21 protein-coding genes are annotated in these 21,928 nt (G+C 52.4%); 13 read left to right on the plus strand and 8 right to left on the minus strand.

Annotated elements, in window-relative coordinates; genetic code table 11:
- Window positions 1-53: 53 nt before the first annotated feature.
- Genes A8B84_RS19950 through nudE form a run of 8 tightly spaced genes read left to right on the plus strand, consistent with a single transcriptional unit; the run spans window position 54 to window position 6,617 of the window.
- Window positions 54-1,577, plus strand: coding sequence for a sodium:solute symporter family transporter (locus A8B84_RS19950; RefSeq protein WP_082905237.1), 1,524 nt, complete (start codon window positions 54-56; stop codon window positions 1,575-1,577).
- Between the two features lie 24 nt (window positions 1,578-1,601).
- The gene (locus A8B84_RS19955; RefSeq protein ID WP_064230238.1) at window positions 1,602-1,907 is read left to right on the plus strand and encodes a hypothetical protein; all 306 of its coding nucleotides are present in this window, start codon (window positions 1,602-1,604) and stop codon (window positions 1,905-1,907) included.
- A gap of 12 nt (window positions 1,908-1,919) precedes the next feature.
- On the plus strand, window positions 1,920-2,900 hold the full coding sequence (locus tag A8B84_RS19960) for an LLM class flavin-dependent oxidoreductase (protein ID WP_064230239.1): 981 nt from the start codon (window positions 1,920-1,922) through the stop codon (window positions 2,898-2,900).
- A 34-nt stretch (window positions 2,901-2,934) separates the two neighbouring features.
- A complete protein-coding gene (locus A8B84_RS19965; RefSeq protein ID WP_064230240.1) occupies window positions 2,935-4,251 on the plus strand; it encodes an LLM class flavin-dependent oxidoreductase in 1,317 nt (438 codons plus the stop codon).
- A 16-nt stretch (window positions 4,252-4,267) separates the two neighbouring features.
- Window positions 4,268-4,786: a flavin reductase family protein gene (locus A8B84_RS19970; protein ID WP_082905238.1), complete on the plus strand. Its 519-nt coding sequence runs from the start codon at window positions 4,268-4,270 to the stop codon at window positions 4,784-4,786.
- Complete coding sequence (locus tag A8B84_RS19975; RefSeq protein WP_064230241.1) at window positions 4,783-5,355, plus strand: NADPH-dependent FMN reductase; 573 nt, start codon at window positions 4,783-4,785, stop codon at window positions 5,353-5,355. The genes A8B84_RS19970 and A8B84_RS19975 overlap by 4 nt, the downstream gene beginning before the upstream one ends.
- Before the next feature lie 9 nt (window positions 5,356-5,364).
- The gene (gene ribB / locus A8B84_RS19980) at window positions 5,365-6,036 is read left to right on the plus strand and encodes a 3,4-dihydroxy-2-butanone-4-phosphate synthase (protein ID WP_064230242.1); all 672 of its coding nucleotides are present in this window, start codon (window positions 5,365-5,367) and stop codon (window positions 6,034-6,036) included.
- Complete coding sequence (gene nudE / locus A8B84_RS19985) at window positions 6,033-6,617, plus strand: ADP compounds hydrolase NudE (protein WP_227512880.1); 585 nt, start codon at window positions 6,033-6,035, stop codon at window positions 6,615-6,617. Before ribB ends, nudE begins: the two co-directional genes overlap by 4 nt.
- Here the strand turns inward: nudE and A8B84_RS19990 are convergent.
- On the minus strand, window positions 6,607-7,509 hold the full coding sequence (locus A8B84_RS19990) for a LysR substrate-binding domain-containing protein (RefSeq protein WP_064230346.1): 903 nt from the start codon (window positions 7,507-7,509) through the stop codon (window positions 6,607-6,609). The two genes, nudE and A8B84_RS19990, sit on opposite strands and share 11 nt — an antisense overlap.
- Complete coding sequence (locus tag A8B84_RS21600; RefSeq protein WP_161947156.1) at window positions 7,463-7,639, minus strand: hypothetical protein; 177 nt, start codon at window positions 7,637-7,639, stop codon at window positions 7,463-7,465. The genes A8B84_RS19990 and A8B84_RS21600 overlap by 47 nt, the downstream gene beginning before the upstream one ends.
- On the opposite strand from A8B84_RS21600, the gene A8B84_RS19995 reads away from it, so the two are divergent.
- Window positions 7,640-8,638 carry a YeiH family protein gene (locus A8B84_RS19995; RefSeq protein ID WP_064230243.1) on the plus strand — a complete coding sequence of 333 codons (999 nt, stop codon included), beginning with the start codon at window positions 7,640-7,642 and terminating at the stop codon, window positions 8,636-8,638. It begins immediately after the preceding gene.
- 502 nt (window positions 8,639-9,140) lie between these two features.
- Here the strand turns inward: A8B84_RS19995 and A8B84_RS21410 are convergent.
- A complete protein-coding gene (locus tag A8B84_RS21410; protein ID WP_082905241.1) occupies window positions 9,141-9,365 on the minus strand; it encodes a helix-turn-helix domain-containing protein in 225 nt (74 codons plus the stop codon).
- 117 nt (window positions 9,366-9,482) lie between these two features.
- On the opposite strand from A8B84_RS21410, the gene A8B84_RS20005 reads away from it, so the two are divergent.
- From A8B84_RS20005 to A8B84_RS22175, 3 genes are all read left to right on the plus strand, one after another.
- Window positions 9,483-10,034: a hypothetical protein gene (locus A8B84_RS20005; protein WP_064230245.1), complete on the plus strand. Its 552-nt coding sequence runs from the start codon at window positions 9,483-9,485 to the stop codon at window positions 10,032-10,034.
- Complete coding sequence (locus A8B84_RS20010; protein ID WP_064230246.1) at window positions 10,031-11,428, plus strand: DEAD/DEAH box helicase; 1,398 nt, start codon at window positions 10,031-10,033, stop codon at window positions 11,426-11,428. The genes A8B84_RS20005 and A8B84_RS20010 overlap by 4 nt, the downstream gene beginning before the upstream one ends.
- 208 nt (window positions 11,429-11,636) lie before the next feature.
- The gene (locus A8B84_RS22175; RefSeq protein WP_064230247.1) at window positions 11,637-11,819 is read left to right on the plus strand and encodes an MbcA/ParS/Xre antitoxin family protein; all 183 of its coding nucleotides are present in this window, start codon (window positions 11,637-11,639) and stop codon (window positions 11,817-11,819) included.
- Window positions 11,820-12,450: 631 nt separating this feature from the next.
- Here A8B84_RS22175 and A8B84_RS20020 read toward each other — a convergent pair.
- A complete protein-coding gene (locus A8B84_RS20020; RefSeq protein WP_064230248.1) occupies window positions 12,451-15,027 on the minus strand; it encodes an EAL domain-containing protein in 2,577 nt (858 codons plus the stop codon).
- Window positions 15,028-15,705: 678 nt separating this feature from the next.
- Between A8B84_RS20020 and A8B84_RS20025 the strand changes: the two genes are divergently transcribed.
- Window positions 15,706-16,374 carry a hypothetical protein gene (locus A8B84_RS20025; RefSeq protein WP_064230347.1) on the plus strand — a complete coding sequence of 223 codons (669 nt, stop codon included), beginning with the start codon at window positions 15,706-15,708 and terminating at the stop codon, window positions 16,372-16,374.
- A 122-nt stretch (window positions 16,375-16,496) separates the two neighbouring features.
- Here A8B84_RS20025 and A8B84_RS20030 read toward each other — a convergent pair whose 3' ends face one another.
- From A8B84_RS20030 to A8B84_RS20045, 4 genes are all read right to left on the minus strand, one after another.
- Window positions 16,497-17,111: a hypothetical protein gene (locus A8B84_RS20030; RefSeq protein WP_064230249.1), complete on the minus strand. Its 615-nt coding sequence runs from the start codon at window positions 17,109-17,111 to the stop codon at window positions 16,497-16,499.
- 46 nt (window positions 17,112-17,157) lie between these two features.
- On the minus strand, window positions 17,158-20,622 hold the full coding sequence (locus A8B84_RS20035; RefSeq protein ID WP_064230250.1) for a class I SAM-dependent DNA methyltransferase: 3,465 nt from the start codon (window positions 20,620-20,622) through the stop codon (window positions 17,158-17,160).
- Between the two features lie 38 nt (window positions 20,623-20,660).
- Window positions 20,661-21,221, minus strand: a complete 561-nt coding sequence (locus tag A8B84_RS20040; protein ID WP_064230251.1) for a recombinase family protein — start codon at window positions 21,219-21,221, stop codon at window positions 20,661-20,663.
- A gap of 307 nt (window positions 21,222-21,528) precedes the next feature.
- The gene (locus A8B84_RS20045) at window positions 21,529-21,927 is read right to left on the minus strand and encodes a hypothetical protein (protein ID WP_064230252.1); all 399 of its coding nucleotides are present in this window, start codon (window positions 21,925-21,927) and stop codon (window positions 21,529-21,531) included.
- Window position 21,928 lies beyond the last annotated feature (1 nt).

Here is a 21,928-nt window from a genome sequence, read left to right on the forward strand (position 1 = left end):
ACTCCTGTCAGCGCACTCTGGCGTGAACAGAATCCAACTTGAGGAACCTAAATATGGACAAGTCGGCGCTACAGCTAACAGAAGGGCTCACACCGGGCCTTGGCTTCGCACTTATGATTGGCACTGGCCTGGTATTCCTGGTCATCGCTTACATGATCAAGATGACTCTGATCAGAAACACCCACGATTTTATCTCTTCAAACCGCAGAATCGGTCTGGGCTTTGGTGTCGGATCGATCATTTCTGTCTGGACCTGGGCCATGGCGGTCATGATGAGTTCAGCCATGGCTTTCCAGTGGGGGCTATCTGGCCTGCTATGGTTTGTTGTCCCCAATGGCCTCGCACTGATGGCCATGATTCCCCTGGCGCGCGTTCTGCGCAAGAAGATGCCAGAGGGCTATACCATCAGCCAGTTCGCCTTCAACAGGTTCGGTCGTTCCCAGATCGCTGCAGGCGTTGTAACCATCACCATGATCTTCGGAATCCTGCTTGAGATACTGATTAACCTAAAAGGCACCTCCGTCGTCATGTCTACGGTGTTTTCCATCGACTGGAAGGTGGCGACCATTGTCACTGTTGTTGTTGTAATGATTTACGGCTTCTTTGGCGGGCTTTGGACTGCAGTAATGACCGGTACCATCAATACCTGGATGATCACGGTTCCTGCGGCGGTTGTGATAGTCGCCGTGTTCGATCTGATTCCCGGTGGTGTGGATACAATATATGCGGCGGTAGACTCTGCCGGTGAAAAGAACCTGTCGGTGCTCGACAAGGCAGCGGCTGCCGGCTTTGGTATTACCCTGGCCTTTGGTCTTCTGGCGTCGGTCGTTGCAGACCAGACGTTCTGGCAGAAGGTCTGGTCGGTGCGCAAGGACCAGGTATCCCGTACCTTTATGTGGGCCGGCGCACTGTTCTATCCGATCCCGATCTGCCTTGGCATGCTTGGCCTGGTTGGTATCGGGTATGGCCTGACGGCTACCGAGATCGGCGGTGATATCGTCGCAATTGGCCCCTATATTATCTCCCACATTGGTCTGCCGATGACGCTGATTATCGCCTATACCCTGGTGATTCTGGCGGCCTGTTACTCCACTATTGATGGTGCCAGCGCTGCCCTGTCATCCATTGTTGCGGTTGATATTGTCAAGCGATTCCGCCCGAGCACCGGTGAGCGCTCGCTGTTCTACATCACCAAGGCATCGATGTTTGTCGGTGGTACTGTCGCGGCCTTCATTGTTCTATCCGGGGTGGATTTCACGACACTGGTTCTGACCACCTACGCCCTGAAGACTTCCATCCTTCTGCCCTTGGTGATGGCGATTCTGTGGAACCGCACCACAACCGCTGGTTTTGTCGGAGGCATCGTTCTCTCAATCGTGATCGGTATGCCGCTCAGAAGCATGTACGGCGAGCTGGTGGGCACCCTTTCTATTCTGTTTATCAGCGGTATCACCGTGGTTATTGCAGCCATGGTCAAGCCGGTCACCTTCAATGATGACGAACTGAGTGATGTCACCAGCCTTGATAAAGATACAGACGTTGTCCACGGACACGCCCCAAAGCCAGCTCAGGCCTGATAGGGCCAAACGGAGGATAAAGCTATGTCACTTACTTTTTTTGTATTCCTGTTGATGGGACTGATTGCAACGGTGGTTTTCGTGCTGGGTTATTACAGGGGAGTCACCGGCGCGGTCACAGACCATCAGAATTCCGATAATGCCGCCCCGATACCAGATGAAGAAAATAGCAACTACGGCCTGGCCATTGTCTGTGCCGTGATTGCATCAGCCGTGATCATTGCCTCGGTCGGCTTTGTGCCGGAAATGATGTACGCAGGGCCACTGCTGGCCATTGTCACAGCGACGATGAATGGTGTGGCATTTTTCAAAGATCCACAGGCCCAGTAAGGAGGCGTCGGCATGAAGTTTGGCCTTTGGCTCCCCGTTTATGGTGGCTGGTTGAGATTGGTCAACCAGCGGCCGCAGCCGGATTTCGAGCTCTGCAGTCGTCTGGCAGTGCAGGCCGAGGCTGCCGGGTATGACTACCTGTACGGGTCTGAAAACCTGCTGAACTGCGTCTACGGCGCGGATGCCGAAGTTGCAGACCCATGGATGTTTGCCGCGGGCTTGGCAACGGTGACCCGGAACATCGGGTTGATCGTTGCCAGCAAGCCAGGGTTCCGTTCGCCGATGGTGTCGGCCCAGATGGCCCGCAGCCTGCAACGGATGAGCAATGGCCGATGCGCCGTGAACATTGTTTGCGGCTGGTGGCCCGAAGAGTTCCGGCAGGCCGGGGTGGAGTACCTGGATCACGCCGGCCGCTACCGGCGGGCCAATGAATATTGCGACAGCCTGCGTAGTTTCTGGGAGCAGGGAACAGGGAATTCCCCCCAACCCCCGATTTGGGTAAGCGGCCAGTCTGAAGACGGCCTGGCACTTGCCAGAAGGTTCGGCGACACGATTTTCCTGAACAGCATGCCCATTGTAGAGCTCCGGGACACCATCGCCCGGATCAGGGATATCACATCCGCCGATGTGAAGCCCCTGAGGATCGCGGTCAGTGCCTTTGTACTGATGGCAGAGACAGACAACGCTGCCCGTGCCCGTTATCAGGAGCTGCAGGAGCAGAGGGACGATGCTCTGGTCGAGGAACTCAGCGCAGCAATGGCTGAATCCGGGGCCAGCACCTGGGAGGGAATGAGCAAGGAGAAAATGCTTGATTCCAACTGTGGTTTCGACATTGGCCTGGTGGGCTCCGATGAGACGATCGCCAGGCGGGTGGAAGAGCTCAAAGACATCGGTGTGGATGTCCTGATGTGTCAGTTTGAAGACATGGTCAGCGGCAGCAAGCACTTTGCTCAACATGTTATGCAGCCGTTCCAGAAACACTGTACGGGCTGATAGCTATTCAACATAAAATGCCAGTGGAGGCAGTATGTCCAAGAAAAAAGCACACTTACTCGGATTTATACAACACGGTGTAAACAGTCATGCCACAGGAATGTGGCGGCACCCCAAGGATAAAGTTAATTGGGACTGGCGTCGCCCCGAATATTGGCAGCACATGGGCCGGACCATGGAGCGGGGACTGTTTGATGCAATGTTTATTGCTGACCAGCTTGCGCCTTACAACAACTACGAGCAGAGCTCGGACGCGACAGTCAAGTATGCTGTTCAGTGCCCTACCCATGAGCCATCAACCATTGTTCCCATTATAACCGGAGCGACCAAGCACCTTGGCGTGGGCGTCACGCTTTCCACGGCTTTTGAACATCCTTTCTCGATGGTTCGCCGCTTGTCCAGCCTCGACCATCTATCTAACGGTCGAGTGGCGTGGAATGTTGTCAGTTCGTACTCCAAGAGTGAGTGGGATGCCCATGGGGCACCGATGACCGACCGCTCCCGTCGTTATGAGCGCATGGAAGAATATCTTGATCTGTGCTACCAGCTTTGGGATTCATGGGATGAAGACGCCATCGTCGCGGACAAAGAAAGTGGCGTGTACGCAGACCCGGCAAAAGTCCGGGAAATCGATTTTCAGGGTGATTTTTTCACTTCGAAAGGCCGTTCGTTTGTCTGTCGTTCGCCGCAGGGCCGTCCCGTGCTCTGGCAGGCAGGCTCCTCTGACACCGGTCGCAGTTTTGCGGCCCGCCACGCCGAAGCGATTTTTGCTGTTCATCCCAACGTTGATCGCATGCGTGAGTATGCAGAGGATCTCAGCAAGCGGGTGGCCGAGGAAGGGCGCGATCCTGGAAGCGTCAAACTAATGTATGGGCTCCAGACCGTGGTCGCCGAAACTCGGGAAGAAGCGCAGGAAAAGTACCAGCGCATCATAGATTGCATACCTCTCGAAGGTGCTCTGGCCTGGATGTCCGGACACTTCGGCCCGGACTTCTCCACCTACGATCTCGATGAGCACGTGCAGAATATTGAAATTCCCGGTATTCAAGGCCTTTTCGAATCCATCATCTACGCCAAGGGCGGTGATCCGGTCACTGTCAGAGAAGCTGCGATTATTTATGCCCAGGGCATGGGTATGCCAGTAGCCATTGGCACGCCAGCAGACATTGCTGACCAGATGGAAATGTACATGGATGAAGGTGGCGCGGATGGCTTCATGCTGGCAGCCACCTACACCCCGGGCTGCTTTGAGGAGTTCGTCGATATGGTGGTTCCCGAACTTCAAAGACGCGGCCGCTACCGCACTGAATATACCGGCTCGACTCTTCGAGACAACCTGTTGGCCTATTAAGGTCAGGGAGGCAGTAATGATAAACAACGAGCTTTTTTGCCAGACCATGAGGCAGTTAGCGTCGGGTGTCGCCGTGATCACTGCCGAAAGCGATGGACAGTTGCACGCGATGACAGCGACATCGTTCACCTCAGTGTCTGCTGAACCACCGCTGGCGCTTGTGTGCGTCAAGCGTGGAAGCAATACCGATCAACTGGTTGCCAAGGCAGGGCGGATTGGTATCAGCCTTCTGTGCGAATCCCAGCGGAAGATTTCCAACCGCTATGCCTGGAAAAACCCTGACCGTGATCGCTTTGACGACCTGGATACCCGGCGCTGTCCGGGTGGGGCGCTGGTTTTCAACAACTGTGCAGCGGTGATGGAGGCGGTGGTTACCGAATCATATGAGGCAGGTGATCACACCCTCTATATAGTTCAGATCGATTATGCGTCTGTTGATGAAGAGATACGGCCACTACTGTACTGGAAAGGCAACTATGCGGGGCTGGAGATGCCTGAGGCATCCCCGCGCATGGCAGCCGGGGGTGCTTCATGAGGCTGGTGGTGATCAACGGCAGTGCGGCCCCCAGTGGCCGCACCCGCCTTGCGCTTATGATGGTGGCAGACGCGGCGAAGGAAGCAGAGCCTTCCCTTGACGTCAGCATTGTGAATCTGGCGGAAGACAGAGTCGGGATCGCCGACCACCGAAAGCCGGAGGAATGCGAGGACGATACCACGGAAGTCCTTGAACGGATCGCCTCGGGGGACTGCTTTGTGATCGGTTCGCCGATCTATCGCGGTTCCTTTACCGGGGCACTGAAGAACCTTCTCGACCGGGTTCCCGTTCAGTCCATGGAAGGTAAGCCGGTTGGCCTGGTGGCGACCGCCGCCTGGGATCATCATTACCTGGCCATTGATATGGCCATGCGCCCGGTACTTGCCTGGTTCAATGCGTTCCAGTTGCCAGGCAGTGTCTATCTTAACAATTCGGACTACCGCGATGGAAAAATCGTTAATCCTGATGTTGAGGGGGATCTTGGCCAGCTGGGTGAAGCTTTGGTTGCTGCCTGCGGCCAACTGACTCCTGCAGCCATGGGTCCCCCCAGCCTGGCCGGACGAGTATAAGGAGGGTTTATGCCAAGCATGCCATCGGTAAAGCTGAGGGCCGCACTGTCTGAACTGGCGGCCGGTAACATGATTATTCTCACGGACGATGAGGACCGAGAGAACGAAGGGGATCTGTGTGTGGCCGCCGAACATGCCAGCCCGGAAGCCATCAATTTTATGGCCGTACACGGGCGTGGGCTGATCTGCCTTTCCCTTCCGGAAACCCGGGTTCAGGAGCTCGGACTGTCACTGCTGGTTCCACCGGAAGCCAATCAGACAGCTCATTCCACGCCTTTCTGTATGCCAGTTGATGCACGCAAGGGAATCACAACCGGTATCTCTGCCCCTGACCGGGCAGAGGCCGTTCGTGTTGCGCTGGATCCGTCCAGTAAGCCCGGGGACCTGGTGGCTCCCGGACACCTGCCGGTACTCAGTGCCAGCAGTGGTGGCGTGCTGGAGCGCCCGGGCCACACCGAGGCGTCTGTTGAACTGGCGAAGCTCGCCGGCCTCACACCGGGCGCCGTGATATGTGAAATTATGAATCGAGAAGGTGGAATGGCGGGCCAGCATGATCTCAGAAGGCTGGCAAAAGAGTTCGGTTTTAAAACCCTTGCCATCCGTGACCTGATTGATTATCTGGAGCCGCGCTCCGGCTTCCCGAAATGCCCGGTCGGGCTTGTTGCAGGAGAGAGTTTTTGAAAAACCAACATGAACCAGCAATAGCCGACAGCCCGAAAATCCTTGGTGTAGAGCTGGCTGCCCAGTCACGGCTTTTCAGCATTGAAACCGTGCATGTGCGCTACAGCAATGGCGCCGAAGCCGCTCTAGAACGCATCCCGGCCGGCCACTGGCCCGGTGCGGTGATTGTTGTTCCGGTTTTGCCCGACAGAAACGTGCTGCTGGTCAGGGAATATACTGTGGGCACCGAAAGCTACGAAGTGGGCCTTCCCCAGGGTATGCGAGAGCCTGGGGAATCGCCGGAACAGACTGCCAACCGCGAACTGAAAGAGGAAGTGGGTTTCGGCGCCAGAAGACTGAAACTTCTGCGAGATCTGAGCGTGGCCTCTTCAGTGCTCGGTTTTCGGGTTCAGGTCGTCCTGGCGGAGCTTCTTTACGAGTCACCGTTGACAGGCGATGAGCCAGAGCCCCTGAAATCGTTCGGACGCAATATCGATGCCCTGCTCTCCGGTGACACGGATGTGCAAATCACCGAAGCGCGTTCATTGCTGGCTTTGTATCTGGCAAGGGAATATCTGGATGAAAAGTCTGCTACCGCCTGATCTCCTGCCATTCCTCGCAGAAGCGTAGGAAAGCATTCATTAAACGGCTGCGGTATTTATCCCGGTGTATCACAATGTAAAAGCTTCTTTTTAGATCTAAAAAGGGTACGTCGACTTCAACTAAGTCTCCATGGTCCAGCATGGCGCGTACCGCCATTATTGAAAGGCAGCTTATGCCGAGGCCGGCGGCAACCGCGGTTTTGATCGCTTCGGTGTGCCCCAGTTCCAGGTAAACCTTCAGTTCGTGCAGGTGTTCACTTATGGCGTTCTCAAAGATTGTCCGGGTGCCGGAACCTCTCTCACGAAGTATCCAGTCAGGCTCATCAAGTAACTGCTGAACATTTTCTGGGGGGTGTTTTGCCAGAGGGTGATTAGAGGAGGCAACAATCGCTAGCCTATCGTGTCGCCAATGCAGAGCCTGCAGCTCAGGTGAAACGCTGATTCCTTCAATAAATGCGATGTCTATTTTAAAGGAGGATAAATCCTGAAGGACTTTTGCCGTATTGCTTGAACTTAGTTCAATCCTGCTCCTCGTGTGATGCCTTATGAAGTCCCCCAAGATCACTGGCAGAAGATAATTCCCGATAGTGGAGCTCGCTCCCACTTTTAATGAACCCACATGCTGGGCTGGCCGGGCACCGGATCCGATTTTGATTTCACTTGCTCGGGAGCAGAGCTCTTCCGCAAGTGGTAGTAGAGCTCGGCCTCGATCATTGAGCAGTAAGCAACGATCCACTCGGTCAAAAACCCGCTCTCCCAAAGTTTTTTCCAGTTGAGAGACCGACATACTTACTGCTGGCTGAGAAAGTTTAAGCTCTTTAGCGGCTTCGCTGAAGTTCCCAAATTTAACTACAAACGAGAAAATCTCCAATTGGCGCAGTGTAACGGGCATAGAGCTTTCCAGAATGTTGAGGAGGTCCAAGAATCTCATGCATTAAACGTGCCGAGCGTTCTTCTTGGTTGTTGCTTGGCATGGAATCTGCTTCATCTGGGGTGCCGAATAATTTTTTGAGGATCATCACGTGGGTTTCCGATTTCCTGCAGCGTTTAGCTTACAGCTTTCAGTATTTCCTGGAATCGCTCTTTGCGCGATCCTCGCATTGGCTGCCATTATCTCATCACCGTTTTGGGGAGTTCCTTCACTTATTCTGGCTCTTTTTCTAGGTTATGTTGTCGGCGATCCCATGCGCGAACACCCTTTCCATGATGGCGCTGAATTTAGCCGGCAGAGTGTTCTGAAACTTGGTGTAGTTCTACTCGGGGTTCGCCTTGAACTTGACCAGATGTTGGTACTTGGTTGGTCTCCAGTACTCCTTGTGATGTTTTGTGTACCCATCACGATTCTAGTGGCATGGATGCTAGGACGCTGGTTGCGACTCCCTACCGAATGTTGGCTAATCGGTGGTGCGGCGGTCGCAATCTGCGGTGCATCTGCAGCCATGGCGGTAGCGGCTATTTTGAGTGCTCGGAGCGGCACGTCCCGCATCCTTCCCTATATCGTAGCCAGCGTGACTGGAATTGGCAGTATTGCGATGATTGCTTATCCATTTCTATATGGTCTTCTGGGCGTAGACGCTCGGAGTGCTGGTCTCTTAATCGGTATTTCCATACATGACGTGGCCCAGGTAGCGGGCGCGGGGTACGCTATATCGGAGCCTGTCGGAGACGTTGCCATTTATACGAAAATGTTGCGTGTTGCAGCGCTCGTTCCAGTCATCACACTTATAGCTCTGTGGCAAAGATCCCGAAGCGATCAGGATAATGGGCTCCCAGGTTTCCTTTATGCTTTTGCTGCAGTCGTTGCTCTCAATACTTTCGGCCTTTTAGGAACTCAGATCAAACTTATTGCAGAGGCTGTCTCAGAGTTCTGTTTGGTGACAGCTATGGTCGGGCTAGGTGCGCGAATTCAGTTTTCCAGTATGCTCGGAGAAAGCTGGCGCCCACTTTTCTTATTGGTTGTTCTCTCGCTATTTTTATTCGTTGGGCCTCTTCTGATGATGCTTATTGCTGGTGGAATTTAATTTTTTAACGTTCCGCTTTTAATGATTTGGGGCAGATCATCAGGTCAAACTTTGCTGTGCAGTTCAGGTTTTGACTTAAGGCCAGCCATTGTATAAGTGAAACTTTCAGCGATGGTAAGAATTATATGGCTCGCTTATGAGGCAGCTGCACGAAAGAGGGACAGCTTCTAGAGGGGAGCAGGTCAAGCGTGTCGAAACTGACCGTCTGCAAAACTTAGAGTGTGAAGCGATTGCCCTTGAAAGCCAGGTCGTATTGTAAACATCCCTGTTTTAGTTGCACCGCTGATTAGGGTTCTCCGCCCGGTTGCGTTTTGCCAAGTATTCCCTTAGCGGCGGGTCTTTCAGTGAATCGGGGGTGGGGAAGGCAACCAGGTCACGCGGCCGAAGAAAAGTTCCGCTTTTGTGGTCAATCTGAATGTTCGCTTTGCGACCGAAGCCAATTTATGGTGCCAATCTCCGGCCGCGTTTTGGCGACATGACCGCCAAGACTACGGAATCGCTTCTAAAGCTTATTAACGTCTGGTATCAGATCTTTTGGCGAGCATTCAAGCAGCCCAGCCAATACATAAATTTTTTCGAGCGTAATGTTGACCTCCCCTCTCTCGATCTTGCCAACATAACTTCTATCTATCCCAGCATCGTGCGCTAAGCGCTCTTGGGAAAACCCTTTTGATTTTCGAATTGCTCGAAGATTTCGCCCGAAAGCCTCACAGACAAGAGAACCCATTTCTTACCCTCATAAAGAGCAAGACTATGGTTTCTTGAGGCATGTGGAGCCACGGCATATACTACCCATTTTCTTGAATCGATCCGATCGACCGTCAGACCAATGTAGGACTCTCTCATGAACAAGATGAAGCAAATTTGCGTCGATCACATTTTGCTTTCGCTTATGAAGGAACTGGAAAATAGTCCATTTTCAACAACCTCGATTCGCGATCTTTACCTGGCTCGGTTATCACACTCCGCGAATCCTGATCGCAATTCGATTCGCAAATTCATCTATAAAGAGTTGCTCCGCCTCGAATCTGCGGGTGTTATAAAAAGGCACGAGGGTGAGACAGGAAGGGGCTGCAAATTCATTTACAGAGGCCAGCCTTCCGGGATTTCTTTGAAAACCAAACGCTCACCTTTTGCTCAATCAGAACAGAAAAACGAAGCCTCAATTGACCCGGTGACGCTGAAAGGATTGAAAGAGGAGCTTTCAAAACGAAAGGTCGAATTAATGACAAGTATTGGCGAGGCTGAAGAGTATCAGCGCCTCTACAACCAGTTTCCGGCGCTCCAGCAAGCGGTCAGAACCCAATACTTTGAGTCTCGCGACCGAAGCACCAAGCTGCTGGGCCAACTGCGTGCCGTGGAAACAGTACTGGCAGATATAGGATGTAATTCATGATCCGACTTCGCGCATGGCAGATTAAATGCGTTGAGAAAGCTCTTTCAATCTATGAGAGCCAGTCTCATTTTCTCTGCCAAGCAACACCAGGAGCTGGTAAAACGGTCATGGTCGCCTCGGTTGCGAAGGCGCTTTTCCAGCGAGATAAAATAGATTTTGTTATTTGTTTTTCTCCATCTCGCGCAGTTGCTGATGGCGTTGCAACCACCTTCGGACATATTCTTGGAAGGAGCTTTAATGGCCAAATTGGGGCGGCAGGCGGCTCTTACACTTACCAGTCCATGGACACTCTGCCAGAGGAACTATGGCAGGTATTGCGCGAGTACCGCGTTCTGGTCGTTCTCGATGAGATTCATCACTGCTCAGGAGTCGTTTGGGAGAACTCCTCAATTGGTAATAGCTGGGGACGAACCATTTTGGAGAAGATTCAAGGGAGAGCACGTTACACCATGGCACTCTCGGGTACTCCGTGGCGAACTGACGACAGTCCAATTGTTCTTTCTCATTACAAAACATGTAACGGACGGATTTCCTGTGACTACGAGTACGGTCTGCAACAGGCTATTTCTGAAGGCGTATGCCGGGCACCGAAGATCGCTCTTACAGACAATCGCGAGATCAGTCTTAAATCGGACGAGTTGGGGTGTAAAACGTTCGCGAGTATCAGCGAGTCTCTCAAGAACGAGCACATCACCTATTCGGATTTCTTATTCAGAGATGAAGTCATTGACCAAATGCTCTCTGAAGCTTCAGCGAAATTGACCAGCATACGCAAGCATACGCCTTTGGCAGGAGGGCTTGTTGTCGCAGCGTCTGTGGCACATGCTGAACAAATAGAAGGACGCCTTGCGGCTACTGGCGAACATCCAATCATCGTCAACTATCAGACGCCTGAAGCGCAGCGCATTATATCCAATTTCAAGGCGTCGTCAGATCGTTGGATCATCTCGGTTGGGATGATCAGCGAAGGCACGGACATTCCGAGACTTCAGGTTTGCTGCCACCTCAGTCGAATCCGAACGGAACTGCATTTTCGGCAGGTTCTCGGCCGGATTCTCAGGCGACAGCCAGAGGATCCGGCAGATACAAGTGCTTGGCTTTACGTATTGGCTGAACCAAACTTAGCGGAATTTGCTCGCAGGATCGGAGAAGATCTTCCTGGGGAAAAGGTTGTTTCATTCGTCCCAAATTCGGAGACTTTGGGCACTCAGAAATCAAAAGCAATGAAGTTCTACCAAGACAACAACTTTGCGTTCACATTGAATCTGGAGGATCAATCGTCAGTTGACGATTCTGGTCAAGCCGGCAAGATCGCAGATGAGGAGGAAGTGGACCTCTGTATTAGCAATCAGTACTGGAACGAAGTTCTCGCCCTTTTTGCTACTAGCAACTAAGCCCCCTGGGGGGCGCCGACGCGCCGACGCCCGGTATCGAACATCGTACCAGATATTTGGTAAAACATTATCTGCCAGAATGATTCCCGAACAACGGGTCAGGGTCAGTAACGCACATTACTAGGGAGCAGTTGGATTAAATACCCGGGGGCAGATCATCTCCCCCTTTTATTTAAAGGAACTTCACTGTTTTAGAGAATCCAAAAGTATGGACGAGTTAATCGAGTACGCCTCGCAGGTCTTTGAATCTCGCCAGCTAGCTTGTGACTGGCTAAACAGTCCTGTTGCCGCACTTGGCCATCGGCGACCTATGGAACTATGCGAGACCTCAGAAGGTCGTCGAGAGGTTAAGGGAGTTCTCAGGAAGATCGAATTTGGCGAGTTTTCCTAGAGACTGCGCCATGGTTCGCCGCGCACCCACTATTCTGCACATCCACGAACCGGTTATCTTTGAGAAAGGAGTCATCTATGGAAAAAGCGCTGCTCCTAGCGATGGGCATCGGGATCTTTGGTAGCTCACTGTTGACGGCTCGGTGTCTGTATTCGCGCTACTTGGAGATTAACGACAAAGAAAAAACCTGAGTCAGCGATGTGCAAACCATCGACACTAGTGTGCAAACGACCTCTCATTTTTTCCGCGCACTCCCCTTTAGAAGGCAATTTCTCAAACGCCGATGCGAGATCTCGCACAGCTTAAGGTTTCTCGAGTGGTATTATTTGTCTGGGATTTCAGTCAATAGGACCGAACCTCAGCGCCGGCACGGATGCCAGGCAAACGCGACACCTGCCCAGTGGTGTGACGCGCCAGGGAGAGGCCTGGCCCCGTCCCTTCTATAGTCTGTTCACCATAACGCCAGATTATGCGCAGCAAGAGTTGGTGGCGTTCGTTTGCAGCGAGTACCTACTTCTTTCCTCTCACGCGCGACTCGCTTCCTGTTCTAGGCGACTGCAACAAAGCGGGCCAGGCGTACTGGACAAAGCTCAGCCGCAGCCTGGCTAAAGCCAACGTATATGCAGAATCGTCATGTCGCGGGATCCACCGGTAAGAGGTCAGGCAACTTTTTAAGTTCCGCCATAGGCATTGGCCGGGCAAACAGATACCCCTGCAGGATATCGCAGTGCCGGCGGGCCAGGTCGTCCTGCTGCTCCCGGGTTTCGATCCCTTCCGCAACCACGATCATATCCATGTGGTGAGCCATGGTGATCACGCCCTGAACGATAGCGGCAATCCGGTGATCTGTTGTGGTTTTCTCCACAAAGCTTCGATCGAGTTTTACTTTGTGAGTGGGTAGATCCCGAAGATAGCTCAGGCTGGAAAAGCCGGTCCCAAAATCATCCAGTGCCACACGTACGCCCAGAGTTTTCAGGGTTTCCATCAACTCGATCACAGGCTTCGCCCCATCCAGCAAAACACTTTCGGTCACTTCCAGTTCCAGCAGCTGTGGCGGAAGGCCAGTTTCTGCCAGTACCCGGCGGACGTCATCCAGGAAGCCGTCACGGACGAACTGCAGCGATGAAATGTTGACGGCGACGCGTAGCCCCCTTTCTCGGTGGGCATTAAAGTCTGCTATTTCTACGCAGGCCTGTTTAAGAATCCAGAGGCCGAGGGGCACGATCTGGCCAGTCTGCTCCGCCAAGGGAATGAATTCACCGGGAGAGATCATTCCCCGGGCAGGGTGATGCCACCGTACCAAAGCTTCAACACTGCGCATGCGTCCCGTGACAGCGTCCACAAGGGGCTGGTAATGGAGCTCAAACTGGTTTTCCTTTAGCGCGGCGTGAAGATCATGCCTCAGGTTCACGCTGTGCCGGCTGCGCTCGGCTTTCTGGCCACTGTGCCATTGCCAGGTGTTTTTGCCTTGCCGTTTGGCCCGCTCCCGGGCAATGTCTGCAAACTGCAGCAATTCATGGGGGGCGTCCAGAGGCGTGCAGTTACAGGCGATCCCGATACTGGCACTGATTTGGATCATCTGGCCGTCCAGGTCAATTGGCTGTGCAAGGTGTACCAGTATGCGCTCGGCCAGTTGAACGACCTCCTTGCGGTTTGTGTACCCAGATAGCAACACACCAAACTCATCCCCAACCAACCGGGCAACGGTCGCCTCAGGTGCCGTTAGGTCTACCAGTCTCCGGGCAATGGTTATGAGTACCTGGTTGCCGACATGATGCCCCAGTTCGTCATTGATGGGCTTGAATCCGTCCAGGTCCAGATACAGGGCAGCTAACGCTCCACGCCCACCATCCTTAATCAGTGACTCACGCAGCGTCTCTTGAAACGAGGCTTCATTGGGCAAGCCAGTGAGTAGGTCATGGGTGGCTTGGTAGGTAATCTGGGCTTCCTGCTCCCGTTGGTAGGTAATATCCTGCTGAGTGCCAATAAAATGAGTGCACAGGCCATCATGGTCGAACACTGGGCTGATCCGAAGGTGATTCCAGAAAGGCGTACCGTCCTTTCGGTAATTGATCAGTTCGACATTGACCTCGGCTTGGTCATGCAGCCCCCGCCGTATGGTTTCGAGCGCTTCCGGAGCGGTGTTTTCTCCCTGAAGAAAACGGCAGTTACGCCCAATGACTTCGTGGTGCTCATAACCGGTCATTTCAGTGAACGCGGGGTTAGCATAGACCACCGGCATGTCTGGGCTTCGCGCGTCCACCATCAGCATACCGTTCGGGCTTGCTTCAATGCCGCGCTTGAGCAGATGCAGGTCCGCATCCTGGTGTTTGCGATCGGAAATGTCCCGGCAAAGACCATAGACGCCGACGATCTCGCCCTGGATGGTGACCGGGAAGTTGGTAACCTCCAGGAAGTAGGGGTGGCCGGAGGCGTGAGTGCCCATAGTTTCGTAGGTGATGGTTTCACCGTTTCGGGCTCTGTTGAATGCCGCTTGGGTCTCTGCGCGGTAATCAGATTCAATAAAAAGATTGAAGTGAAGGCCGTGCACGCTATCGGCCGAATAGCCGGAAATTCTTTCCAGTGCGTCGTTACAGCTCTGGAAGCGACCATCGAGGTCGAACGTGTATACACCGTCTGGATGGTTGTCGAACAGGGTCCGATGCCATTCGGAGAGGGTCCGATGGATCTCAGCATCCCGGTGTCGAAGAATGGCCAGGGCAACCAGGGCAGCGCCCCTTGCTAGGTTGCGTTGAGCACCTGCAGTTGGGGTGGCTGGAGCGCGGTAGTAGGTGGCAAAGGTGCCCAGGAGCTCGTTCTTCGAGGTGAGAATCGGCATGGACCAGCAGGCACGAACACCCTCTGCCTCGGCAATCTCATGGAAGCCCGTCCAGCGGCGATCCTTCTGAATGTTGTCTGTGATTATCGGTTGGTGGGTAAAGGCCGCAGTACCGCAAGTACCCATATTCTCAGCCACCTGAATATCCTGCATGGCCTGGTAAAAACGATCCGAGAATCGGTCACTGGGCATCAGGCTGAGGCTGTTGGAGGCGGGATGAAACTGCATGATGGAAACCAGTGCGCCGGGCATCATGCTGCCGACCCAGTCAGCTATGGCGTCCAGCGTCTGCTCCAGCGGGTGTTGCTGGGCAATCAACTCATGGATGTTTTGCTGCGCTTCCAGCAAAGAAAATTCAATGTCACTCATAGTGCGATGCTCTGCTGACAGATGGGGTTCTTCTCAGAAAGCCCTTGACGCGCAATCACAGAACAAGTCTGAGATGAGTACTGGAGGACGATCCCCGCTCTGAATAAAGATTATTTTTGTCGAGTATGCCTCGAAAGCCGATGAACATACGTGATGACACAAGATTGCAGCGTAATTTGAACTCAGTGAAGTATCGACAGCAAATGTCAAAATGGAAAATTATTTAAGTAACTATTTGTTAACGCTTAGAATGTGCCGGGAGCAACCGCTTTCTTTTCCTATATTAGCGATAGCAATGTGTGGGTGTTCTGACGCTATTGGTCATAGGAGTAATATACAACGGAATTCGGTTCTTCGGGTCGCTGTGGGGATGATCTGGCGTACGCAAGGCAGGGCCGAATCTGGCGAAATAGTAGCAAGCTGTCTACTCTGGATTGGGACACCGTTTAGCCAAGGAGGCATCAGTGGAACACTATTACGCAAACGACAACCCACAAAGCACCGGTGAGCATGAGGTGCATAAAGAGGGTTGCCAATTCATGCCTGAAATTCTGAACCGGACCTATTTGGGCATGTTCTCATCATGCAAAGATGCTCTCGAAGCGGCCCGACAAAAATATGACAATGTGGATGGCTGTTTCTTCTGCGCTAACGCTTGTCACAATCGATAACAGAATTATGAGCAATATCGACCAGAAAACTTTGGATTCCAATAGACGGGATAAGTTGGTAAGTATCGCCAACAGCGCTGCTGGCGCGCTTCCAGGTGTCGGAACCCTCATTTCTGAAGTGATGACGGCCATCATTCCGGACCTGCGCTTGGAGCGGATGGTTGCTTTTTTGAAACAGCTTGATTCCGAAGTCGCAAGCATTCACGGGCGACTGGATACATTTGAGCAACACCTTCAAACCGAGGAAGGTTTGGATCTCTTGGAGGAAGGCTGCGTCCAAGCATCTAGGGCAGTATCTGCAGAACGCAAAGAGCGTCTTGGACGCTTGGTTGCCAAGGCCCTGTCAGCCGAAGCGTTGCGCTATGAAGAAAGCCGGAAATTACTCAATATCTACCGAGAACTAACAGACCCGGAGATCATTTGGTTGATTTATTATTCTATGAATCCGGTCTTTGGAGATGGGCCCCATAAAGATTGGGTGAAGCAGCACCCAGAAATATTGGAACCGGCAAGCAAAACAATGGGGGCCTCTCCTGAACAAATGGCCAAGGCAGCGCTCCAGGAGAGCTACAAGCAGACCCTGCAGCGGTTTGGGCTTGTCGAACAGAAGGGTAACCGATTCAGTGTCACGACATTTGGTCGAATGCTCGTGCAGTATATCCAAGCTGAGGAGTGATCCCACTGACCTTGGAGCCTAGCATAGCAGTCGTCATCCAGCGGCTGACACTTTCCAAAAGAAGACTCGGATCGGCAGCGCAGTTTTACCATAGTTCGGTTCTTATGCGCAGTTCAGGTCCTCTACTCAGGTTCGTGACTTTGTCGCTCTATGGGCATCACCCGTAGAGCATTCTCAGGCTTCGCTCGGAGTCTTTTCACTTCAGATGCAATTACTTCTAACTGCTCCGCTATTTTCTTGTCCCAGTTCCGGTCGCTAACATTGAAGTTTTCAAAGGATTGGATGTCGATCCTGGATACGGTTTGATGGGCTCGTTTCCAGAAGGCAAGTGACGGTTCGCTCTGATACGTTGAGGTTATGTCGAGGTAGTCACCATCAATTCCCTGGCGAATGCCATCGAACTGTCCCCAAGTAATGACACGCCTTGATCCAGGCCCTAGGCAGGGAATTCCATTAACGATAGGACCGCGGTTCATCGAGGCTGGTTTGCGGGCATTCTCAATGCCAAAAGCTTCTTGAGGCACAGGCTTGGTTGATTGAAAAGAAACGTTCCATGCGGCACTGCGACCAGTGTTTTCAATAATTAAATTGATGATCGATGGTCGCTTCAAGTCTGGATCAGCATAGACCACAACGTGAGGATCCTTTGCGTCACGAAACAGCAGATAACTAATCAGTGTTGAGGTCGTCGCAATGATAACTGCGACGAGGCTCACGATGAATGCGCTGAGCTCCACCTGATCTCCTTAACTGTTTGGGGGCGACGTGAAATCTGTCATAGAGTCATATTGTATGCCAGGTTCCGGTTTCCGATTCGTACTCTGCAATACCGACAGCAGCTAGTGACTGAAGGCCTTCTTCAACTGACTTCCTGGGGTTCCGTTTGAATAGCTCGGCTAGACTTTCCGTGGTGTGGGAACGTTCGGCCAATGCTTCTCGGAGCACCCGGAGCTGGTCGGGGATGGCTTTTGGGAAAGTGGCTTTTCCTTTGTTGGGGGCGGCTTCGGGTTTGGCCGCAGCTGCCTTGGGCGCAATGTCGACTTCTGTCTGCACGGCATAGGGGGCCTGGTAATCCGGACGCAGCCAGCGAACGATGCCCCGTGATTCTTCCTCGGCACGCTGCTTATTGAGTTCGACCAACCGCATCAACAGTTCTTCCTCGGCTTCCGTTTGGTCAGCCGGTTTATCAGGAAGGGGAGTTGTTGCACCAGGCCGGCCCACCAATTTGTTGGCCAGGTCTGACCAGCCGTAGGCCTCGAAAACGGCACGGTCCAGATCGTCGTGGAGTTCCCTCAATATGGAGACAAGGCCTTTCTGATGGATATCCTTGTCACTCTCGCTGAGTTCTTTGTCAGCCCTCAATTTTTCCAAAATGTTATACATGCCGGTTTGGGTTAGATCAGGATACTTTGCTTGTTGACGTTTTCGGTGGGCGTCAATGTGCTCAGAAATACTCCCAACTGGCTGAGCTATGGCTGACGTCGGGTTTGGAAACGGGAATGTTTCAAGGCATCGAGTCTTGTTATATCGCGGCCTGTCTTCCAAAGTGCCGCCTGTTGCAAGTGACCAAGCAACATGTATTCGGCTTGATAAAACTCCAAGAATTGCAGGATCATCTGTCGCTATATTGATCAACATGTGATCTGGAAGAATGTCAGATTCAAGGAACTGAAAGACTCTATGTTTGGTAGTTTCAACTGTAGCTATAAACCTATTTAGTCCTGCATTAGCGGTTCTCCACATGGATCTCGGTTCAGCAAAAAGCCACCATTTCTCTTTCAGTTTCTTTCGCCGGTTATTGTCGCGCTCAGGTTTTACCCTATCCGCTATCCATTGGTAGATCGCAGGATGCTTTATGCGGATGTCACTTGGCTCCATCCCGAAAAGGTCGATGACCATGGCGCCTCTTGGTTGCTGAGCCAAATCCCGTCCATTACGATAGTTTCGGATGATTCTGTTGATACCTTCATTTGTTCCGAGACCAAGGTATTGGGCTTGCTCTTTATTCACAATGAATCCGGATCCAGCAAGCATGACGCCATTAGAAGAAATCCCTGAATTTGCTTTCAACTTTTCAGCAGCGGCTACGTTAGCTCCTATGGTTAGATCTGAATATATCTTTCCATTTCGAGTTTTCGTTACGACGGTGCGAGCGTCATCATTACCTCTATTTTCTTGGTAAACCTGTTTCAAAGTACCGGAATTATCTCCTGCAGAGGCGACTGTCATCGCTATCCGAACAGCAGCACCATCGTTACTATCTACCCACGGATGATCAGGTATGGCAAAGGAGATCGAAATAGGTTTCTTTGCTGAAGATAAGTGCGGCTCAATAACTCTTCTGTTGAAAGTTTGACGCAGGCTGTTCGTTGTTATGAATCCGAAGCTGTTAGCCCTTCCGTCCCGAACTTTTACTGCGGCAATGTGCCACCAATACATTACAAAGTCAGTGGACTCTGGAATCTCTTTCCAGACTTGCCGTAATGCATCGACATATCCGGTGCCTAAAGCACGACGCATCGCCTTATCTCCGATAAAAGGAGGATTTCCGATGATGTAGTCTGCTTCTGGCCATTCGCTTTGGCATGGATCGTGATACCTATAGACGGTGGCTCGCCCAGTTTCATCGGGGATCAGTTCCCCTGTAGTTGGACTGACTTTCATGCTTATGCCATCCCAGATGGTCACTGGCTCATCGTTGTCATCCAATTCGGGTTCCCGGCTTTCGTATTCTATCAGGGCGTCCTGGCACTTAATGTTTTTGAAGTCTCGTAGGATTGGTTCAGGGAGGTCCAGGCGGTCGCTCAGCCGGTAATGCCATTGCAGGTAACCAATCCACAGAACCAGCTCGGCAATCTGGGCCGCCCGTGGGTTTATTTCCAGGCCAAGGAATTGGTGAGGATCGACAGTCAGACCTTCACTCTCCAGGACCCATTGGCCTTGGGTCAGCTCTGACATGAAGCCCAGAACCTCCCCTTCCAGTCGTTTCATGTGCTCCAGGGCCACGTACAGGAAGTTAGCGCTACCGCAAGCGGGATCGAGGACTTTGGTTTCGCAAAGCTTGTAGTGGAAGGCTTGGATTTCCTGCAAAGCCTTATCGGTTTTCCCCTGGCGCAACAAAGTTTCGGCTGCCCCTCGAATGTCTCCCCACTGCTCTCGGAGCGGTTCGATCAGAGTTGGCATCACCAGACGTTCAACGTAGGCCCGGGGGGTGTAGTGGGCGCCCAGTTTGTGACGTTCCCGGGGATCGAGGGCGCGTTCCAACAACGTACCGAAGATAGCTGGTTCCACGAATCGCCAATCGGCTTTAGCAGCATCTATGAGTAGCTGAATCTGCTGAATGTTCAGCGGGATTGGATCAATGTTTTTGAACAGGCCGCCATTGAAGCGCTTGATGGTTTGCATCAGGCGTTCGCTATACCCCCCGGCATTCATGTTTTCCCAGAGGCTTTTGAGAGCCTGGGGAAACGCTTCGGGGTTACGGTCTTTGATTTCGACAAGCAGGTCCTGGAATGATGACTTGGGTAGCAGCTCCACATCTTCAGCAAACATGGTGAATAAGCAGCGCTTAAGGAAACTGGCGACCCGCTCAACGTCATAGCCACTGTGTTCCAGAGATTTCGCCAGCTCTGCCAACTTAGTGCTGACCTCGCGTGTGACCCTTGCGGCATGCTTGCTTGGATCTAGCTTGTCTGGGTCCATCCATAGCTGGCGAAGCCGGTGTTGCACCTTCGGTTTATGAAGGTCCTCCAGCTTGATCTCGAAATGCCGAGGATCAGGGAAAGGAACGTAGTTACCGCCCGTTCGGGTGAACTCTGAGTAGAGATAGATGGCGTTACCAACATCTACGATGACGATGAAAGGTGGCCGGCCATGCTCCACCTCCTCTTGGGGCAATCCACGAATGTAACGTTCGGCCTGGGCTACCGCTGCGTTTATCGCATTCTGTTGGCTTTTCGACGCCAGAGCTTTCCCAGTCTGCTTCCCTTCCAGAACAAAGCAGTCTCGACGATACAGATCGATGTAACGGTTATCGGTATTACCATCGACACGTGCAGATGCGATGAACCGTTCAAACACATAGGCGTTCTGGCTGGTATCCCCCTCGCCGGGAACGGGATGCGGTAGTTCCAGGAGCGCACACAGATCACGTATGAAAGACTGAAAGTTTGAGCGTTCACTGCCCGAACTGCCTTTCCAGCGCTTGAGGAAATCGGTTACAGCGGAAGGGTCTGCAATAGGCTCCAAGCTAACTACTCCTCAATACAGCATTATTTTTGGGGATGTTACCCTTTTTCCAGGCGGTTAAGCGAAGCGTTCAGGGTAGTTCTGACCACTCCGAAGTGTTCTGCCACTTCTTTTTTTGTGATGTTCGGGTCTGACAACATGGCTGCCGCTTTCTTTGCGTCGGCGTCTGACATGGCTGGCTTTCGGCCACCTTTTCGACCTCGGGCCCGAGCCGCCTCCAAACCAGCGATGGTCCTCTCCCGAATTAGGTCATGCTCAAATTCGGCCAGGGCACCAAATATATGGAACACCAGGCGGCCGCCTGAACTGGTGGTATCAATGGATTCCGTCAGTGATTTGAAACCGATTTCTCGGTCATGGAGATCCTGGACGATCTCAACCAAGTCTTTAAGCGACCGAGCCAGCCGATCGAGTTTCCAGACGACTAGAACATCGTCTTTTCGCAGCGTGCGCAGGCACTGCGACAACTCAGGTCGATCTCGTAGCTTGCCGGTAAATTTTTCCTGGAAGACCTGTTCAGCCCCTGCTTTTTCCAGGGCATCCACTTGGAGTTCGGAATTTTGATCCTGAGTGCTAACGCGCGCATAACCTATGATCATAAAAGGTACCTTTTGTGGTCATAGATTGTTGTACGTGATTGTTGGTCATTAAACAAGCCCAAAACTTGCGTTTTGAATTGGCGGCGCGGACGTCCAACAAACGACCGTTTTCTACGCTCAATAACTTGTCGCTTTGAGGTTAAATGAAAATATCTTTATCAGGGTTCAGATAATGGGCGCAACGCAACGCAACATAGGGCTTTCGTCGCGCTTAAAGAGACAAGCATGAGATATTACTGACTTCCTCCCTAGCATTGGGCGACAATCGGCTTTGAATTCACGGTGTGCGCATTTCTGCAACACTCAATCAGTTTCTCTTCCGAAGCTGAGAAACTGGCTGCTCAAGCATTGATTGCGATAACCCATGCATATCGGCGTTTGCCTGCCAGATCAGGAATCGCGCATGCATATCCCGAAGAGCGCCCATAAGCTTGTGATTAGTCTCAGTCAGCTTTTTAATGCGCTCGTTCGCCTCGTGAATGTCGCTCACCCAGCCGGGCCTCTCCATCGGGGCTTTCAATGCAGCCTTGCGATTCTTCATCGCCAAATCGACGGCGGGTAGCTTCATCAGAGACTGGCGAGCACGACTGATACCAAGTTTTTCTTTGCATGCTTCGACGAGTAAAGGCCAGGTCAGTTTCGGTTCAGACCATTCCTCAATTATCTTGATGATGCGCTTTTCATCCTTCTGCGTTAAATGCCCCATC

Source organism: Marinobacter sp. EhC06, from assembly GCF_001650915.1.
In the GTDB taxonomy this organism is placed as follows: Bacteria; Pseudomonadota; Gammaproteobacteria; order Pseudomonadales; family Oleiphilaceae; genus Marinobacter.

Coding starts and splice junctions, on each gene's coding strand:
- A8B84_RS19950 (WP_082905237.1), top strand. CDS start 54: ATGGACAAGTCGGCGCTACAGCTAACAGAAGGGCTCACACCGGGCCTT.
- A8B84_RS19955 (WP_064230238.1), top strand. CDS start 1,602: ATGTCACTTACTTTTTTTGTATTCCTGTTGATGGGACTGATTGCAACG.
- A8B84_RS19960 (WP_064230239.1), top strand. CDS start 1,920: ATGAAGTTTGGCCTTTGGCTCCCCGTTTATGGTGGCTGGTTGAGATTG.
- A8B84_RS19965 (WP_064230240.1), top strand. CDS start 2,935: ATGTCCAAGAAAAAAGCACACTTACTCGGATTTATACAACACGGTGTA.
- A8B84_RS19970 (WP_082905238.1), top strand. CDS start 4,268: ATGATAAACAACGAGCTTTTTTGCCAGACCATGAGGCAGTTAGCGTCG.
- A8B84_RS19975 (WP_064230241.1), top strand. CDS start 4,783: ATGAGGCTGGTGGTGATCAACGGCAGTGCGGCCCCCAGTGGCCGCACC.
- ribB (WP_064230242.1), top strand. CDS start 5,365: ATGCCAAGCATGCCATCGGTAAAGCTGAGGGCCGCACTGTCTGAACTG.
- A8B84_RS19990 (WP_064230346.1), bottom strand. CDS start 7,509: ATGCCCGTTACACTGCGCCAATTGGAGATTTTCTCGTTTGTAGTTAAA.
- A8B84_RS21410 (WP_082905241.1), bottom strand. CDS start 9,365: ATGGGTTCTCTTGTCTGTGAGGCTTTCGGGCGAAATCTTCGAGCAATT.
- A8B84_RS20005 (WP_064230245.1), top strand. CDS start 9,483: ATGAACAAGATGAAGCAAATTTGCGTCGATCACATTTTGCTTTCGCTT.
- A8B84_RS20010 (WP_064230246.1), top strand. CDS start 10,031: ATGATCCGACTTCGCGCATGGCAGATTAAATGCGTTGAGAAAGCTCTT.
- A8B84_RS22175 (WP_064230247.1), top strand. CDS start 11,637: ATGGACGAGTTAATCGAGTACGCCTCGCAGGTCTTTGAATCTCGCCAG.
- A8B84_RS20020 (WP_064230248.1), bottom strand. CDS start 15,027: ATGAGTGACATTGAATTTTCTTTGCTGGAAGCGCAGCAAAACATCCAT.
- A8B84_RS20025 (WP_064230347.1), top strand. CDS start 15,706: ATGAGCAATATCGACCAGAAAACTTTGGATTCCAATAGACGGGATAAG.
- A8B84_RS20040 (WP_064230251.1), bottom strand. CDS start 21,221: ATGATCATAGGTTATGCGCGCGTTAGCACTCAGGATCAAAATTCCGAA.
- A8B84_RS20045 (WP_064230252.1), bottom strand. CDS start 21,927: ATGGGGCATTTAACGCAGAAGGATGAAAAGCGCATCATCAAGATAATT.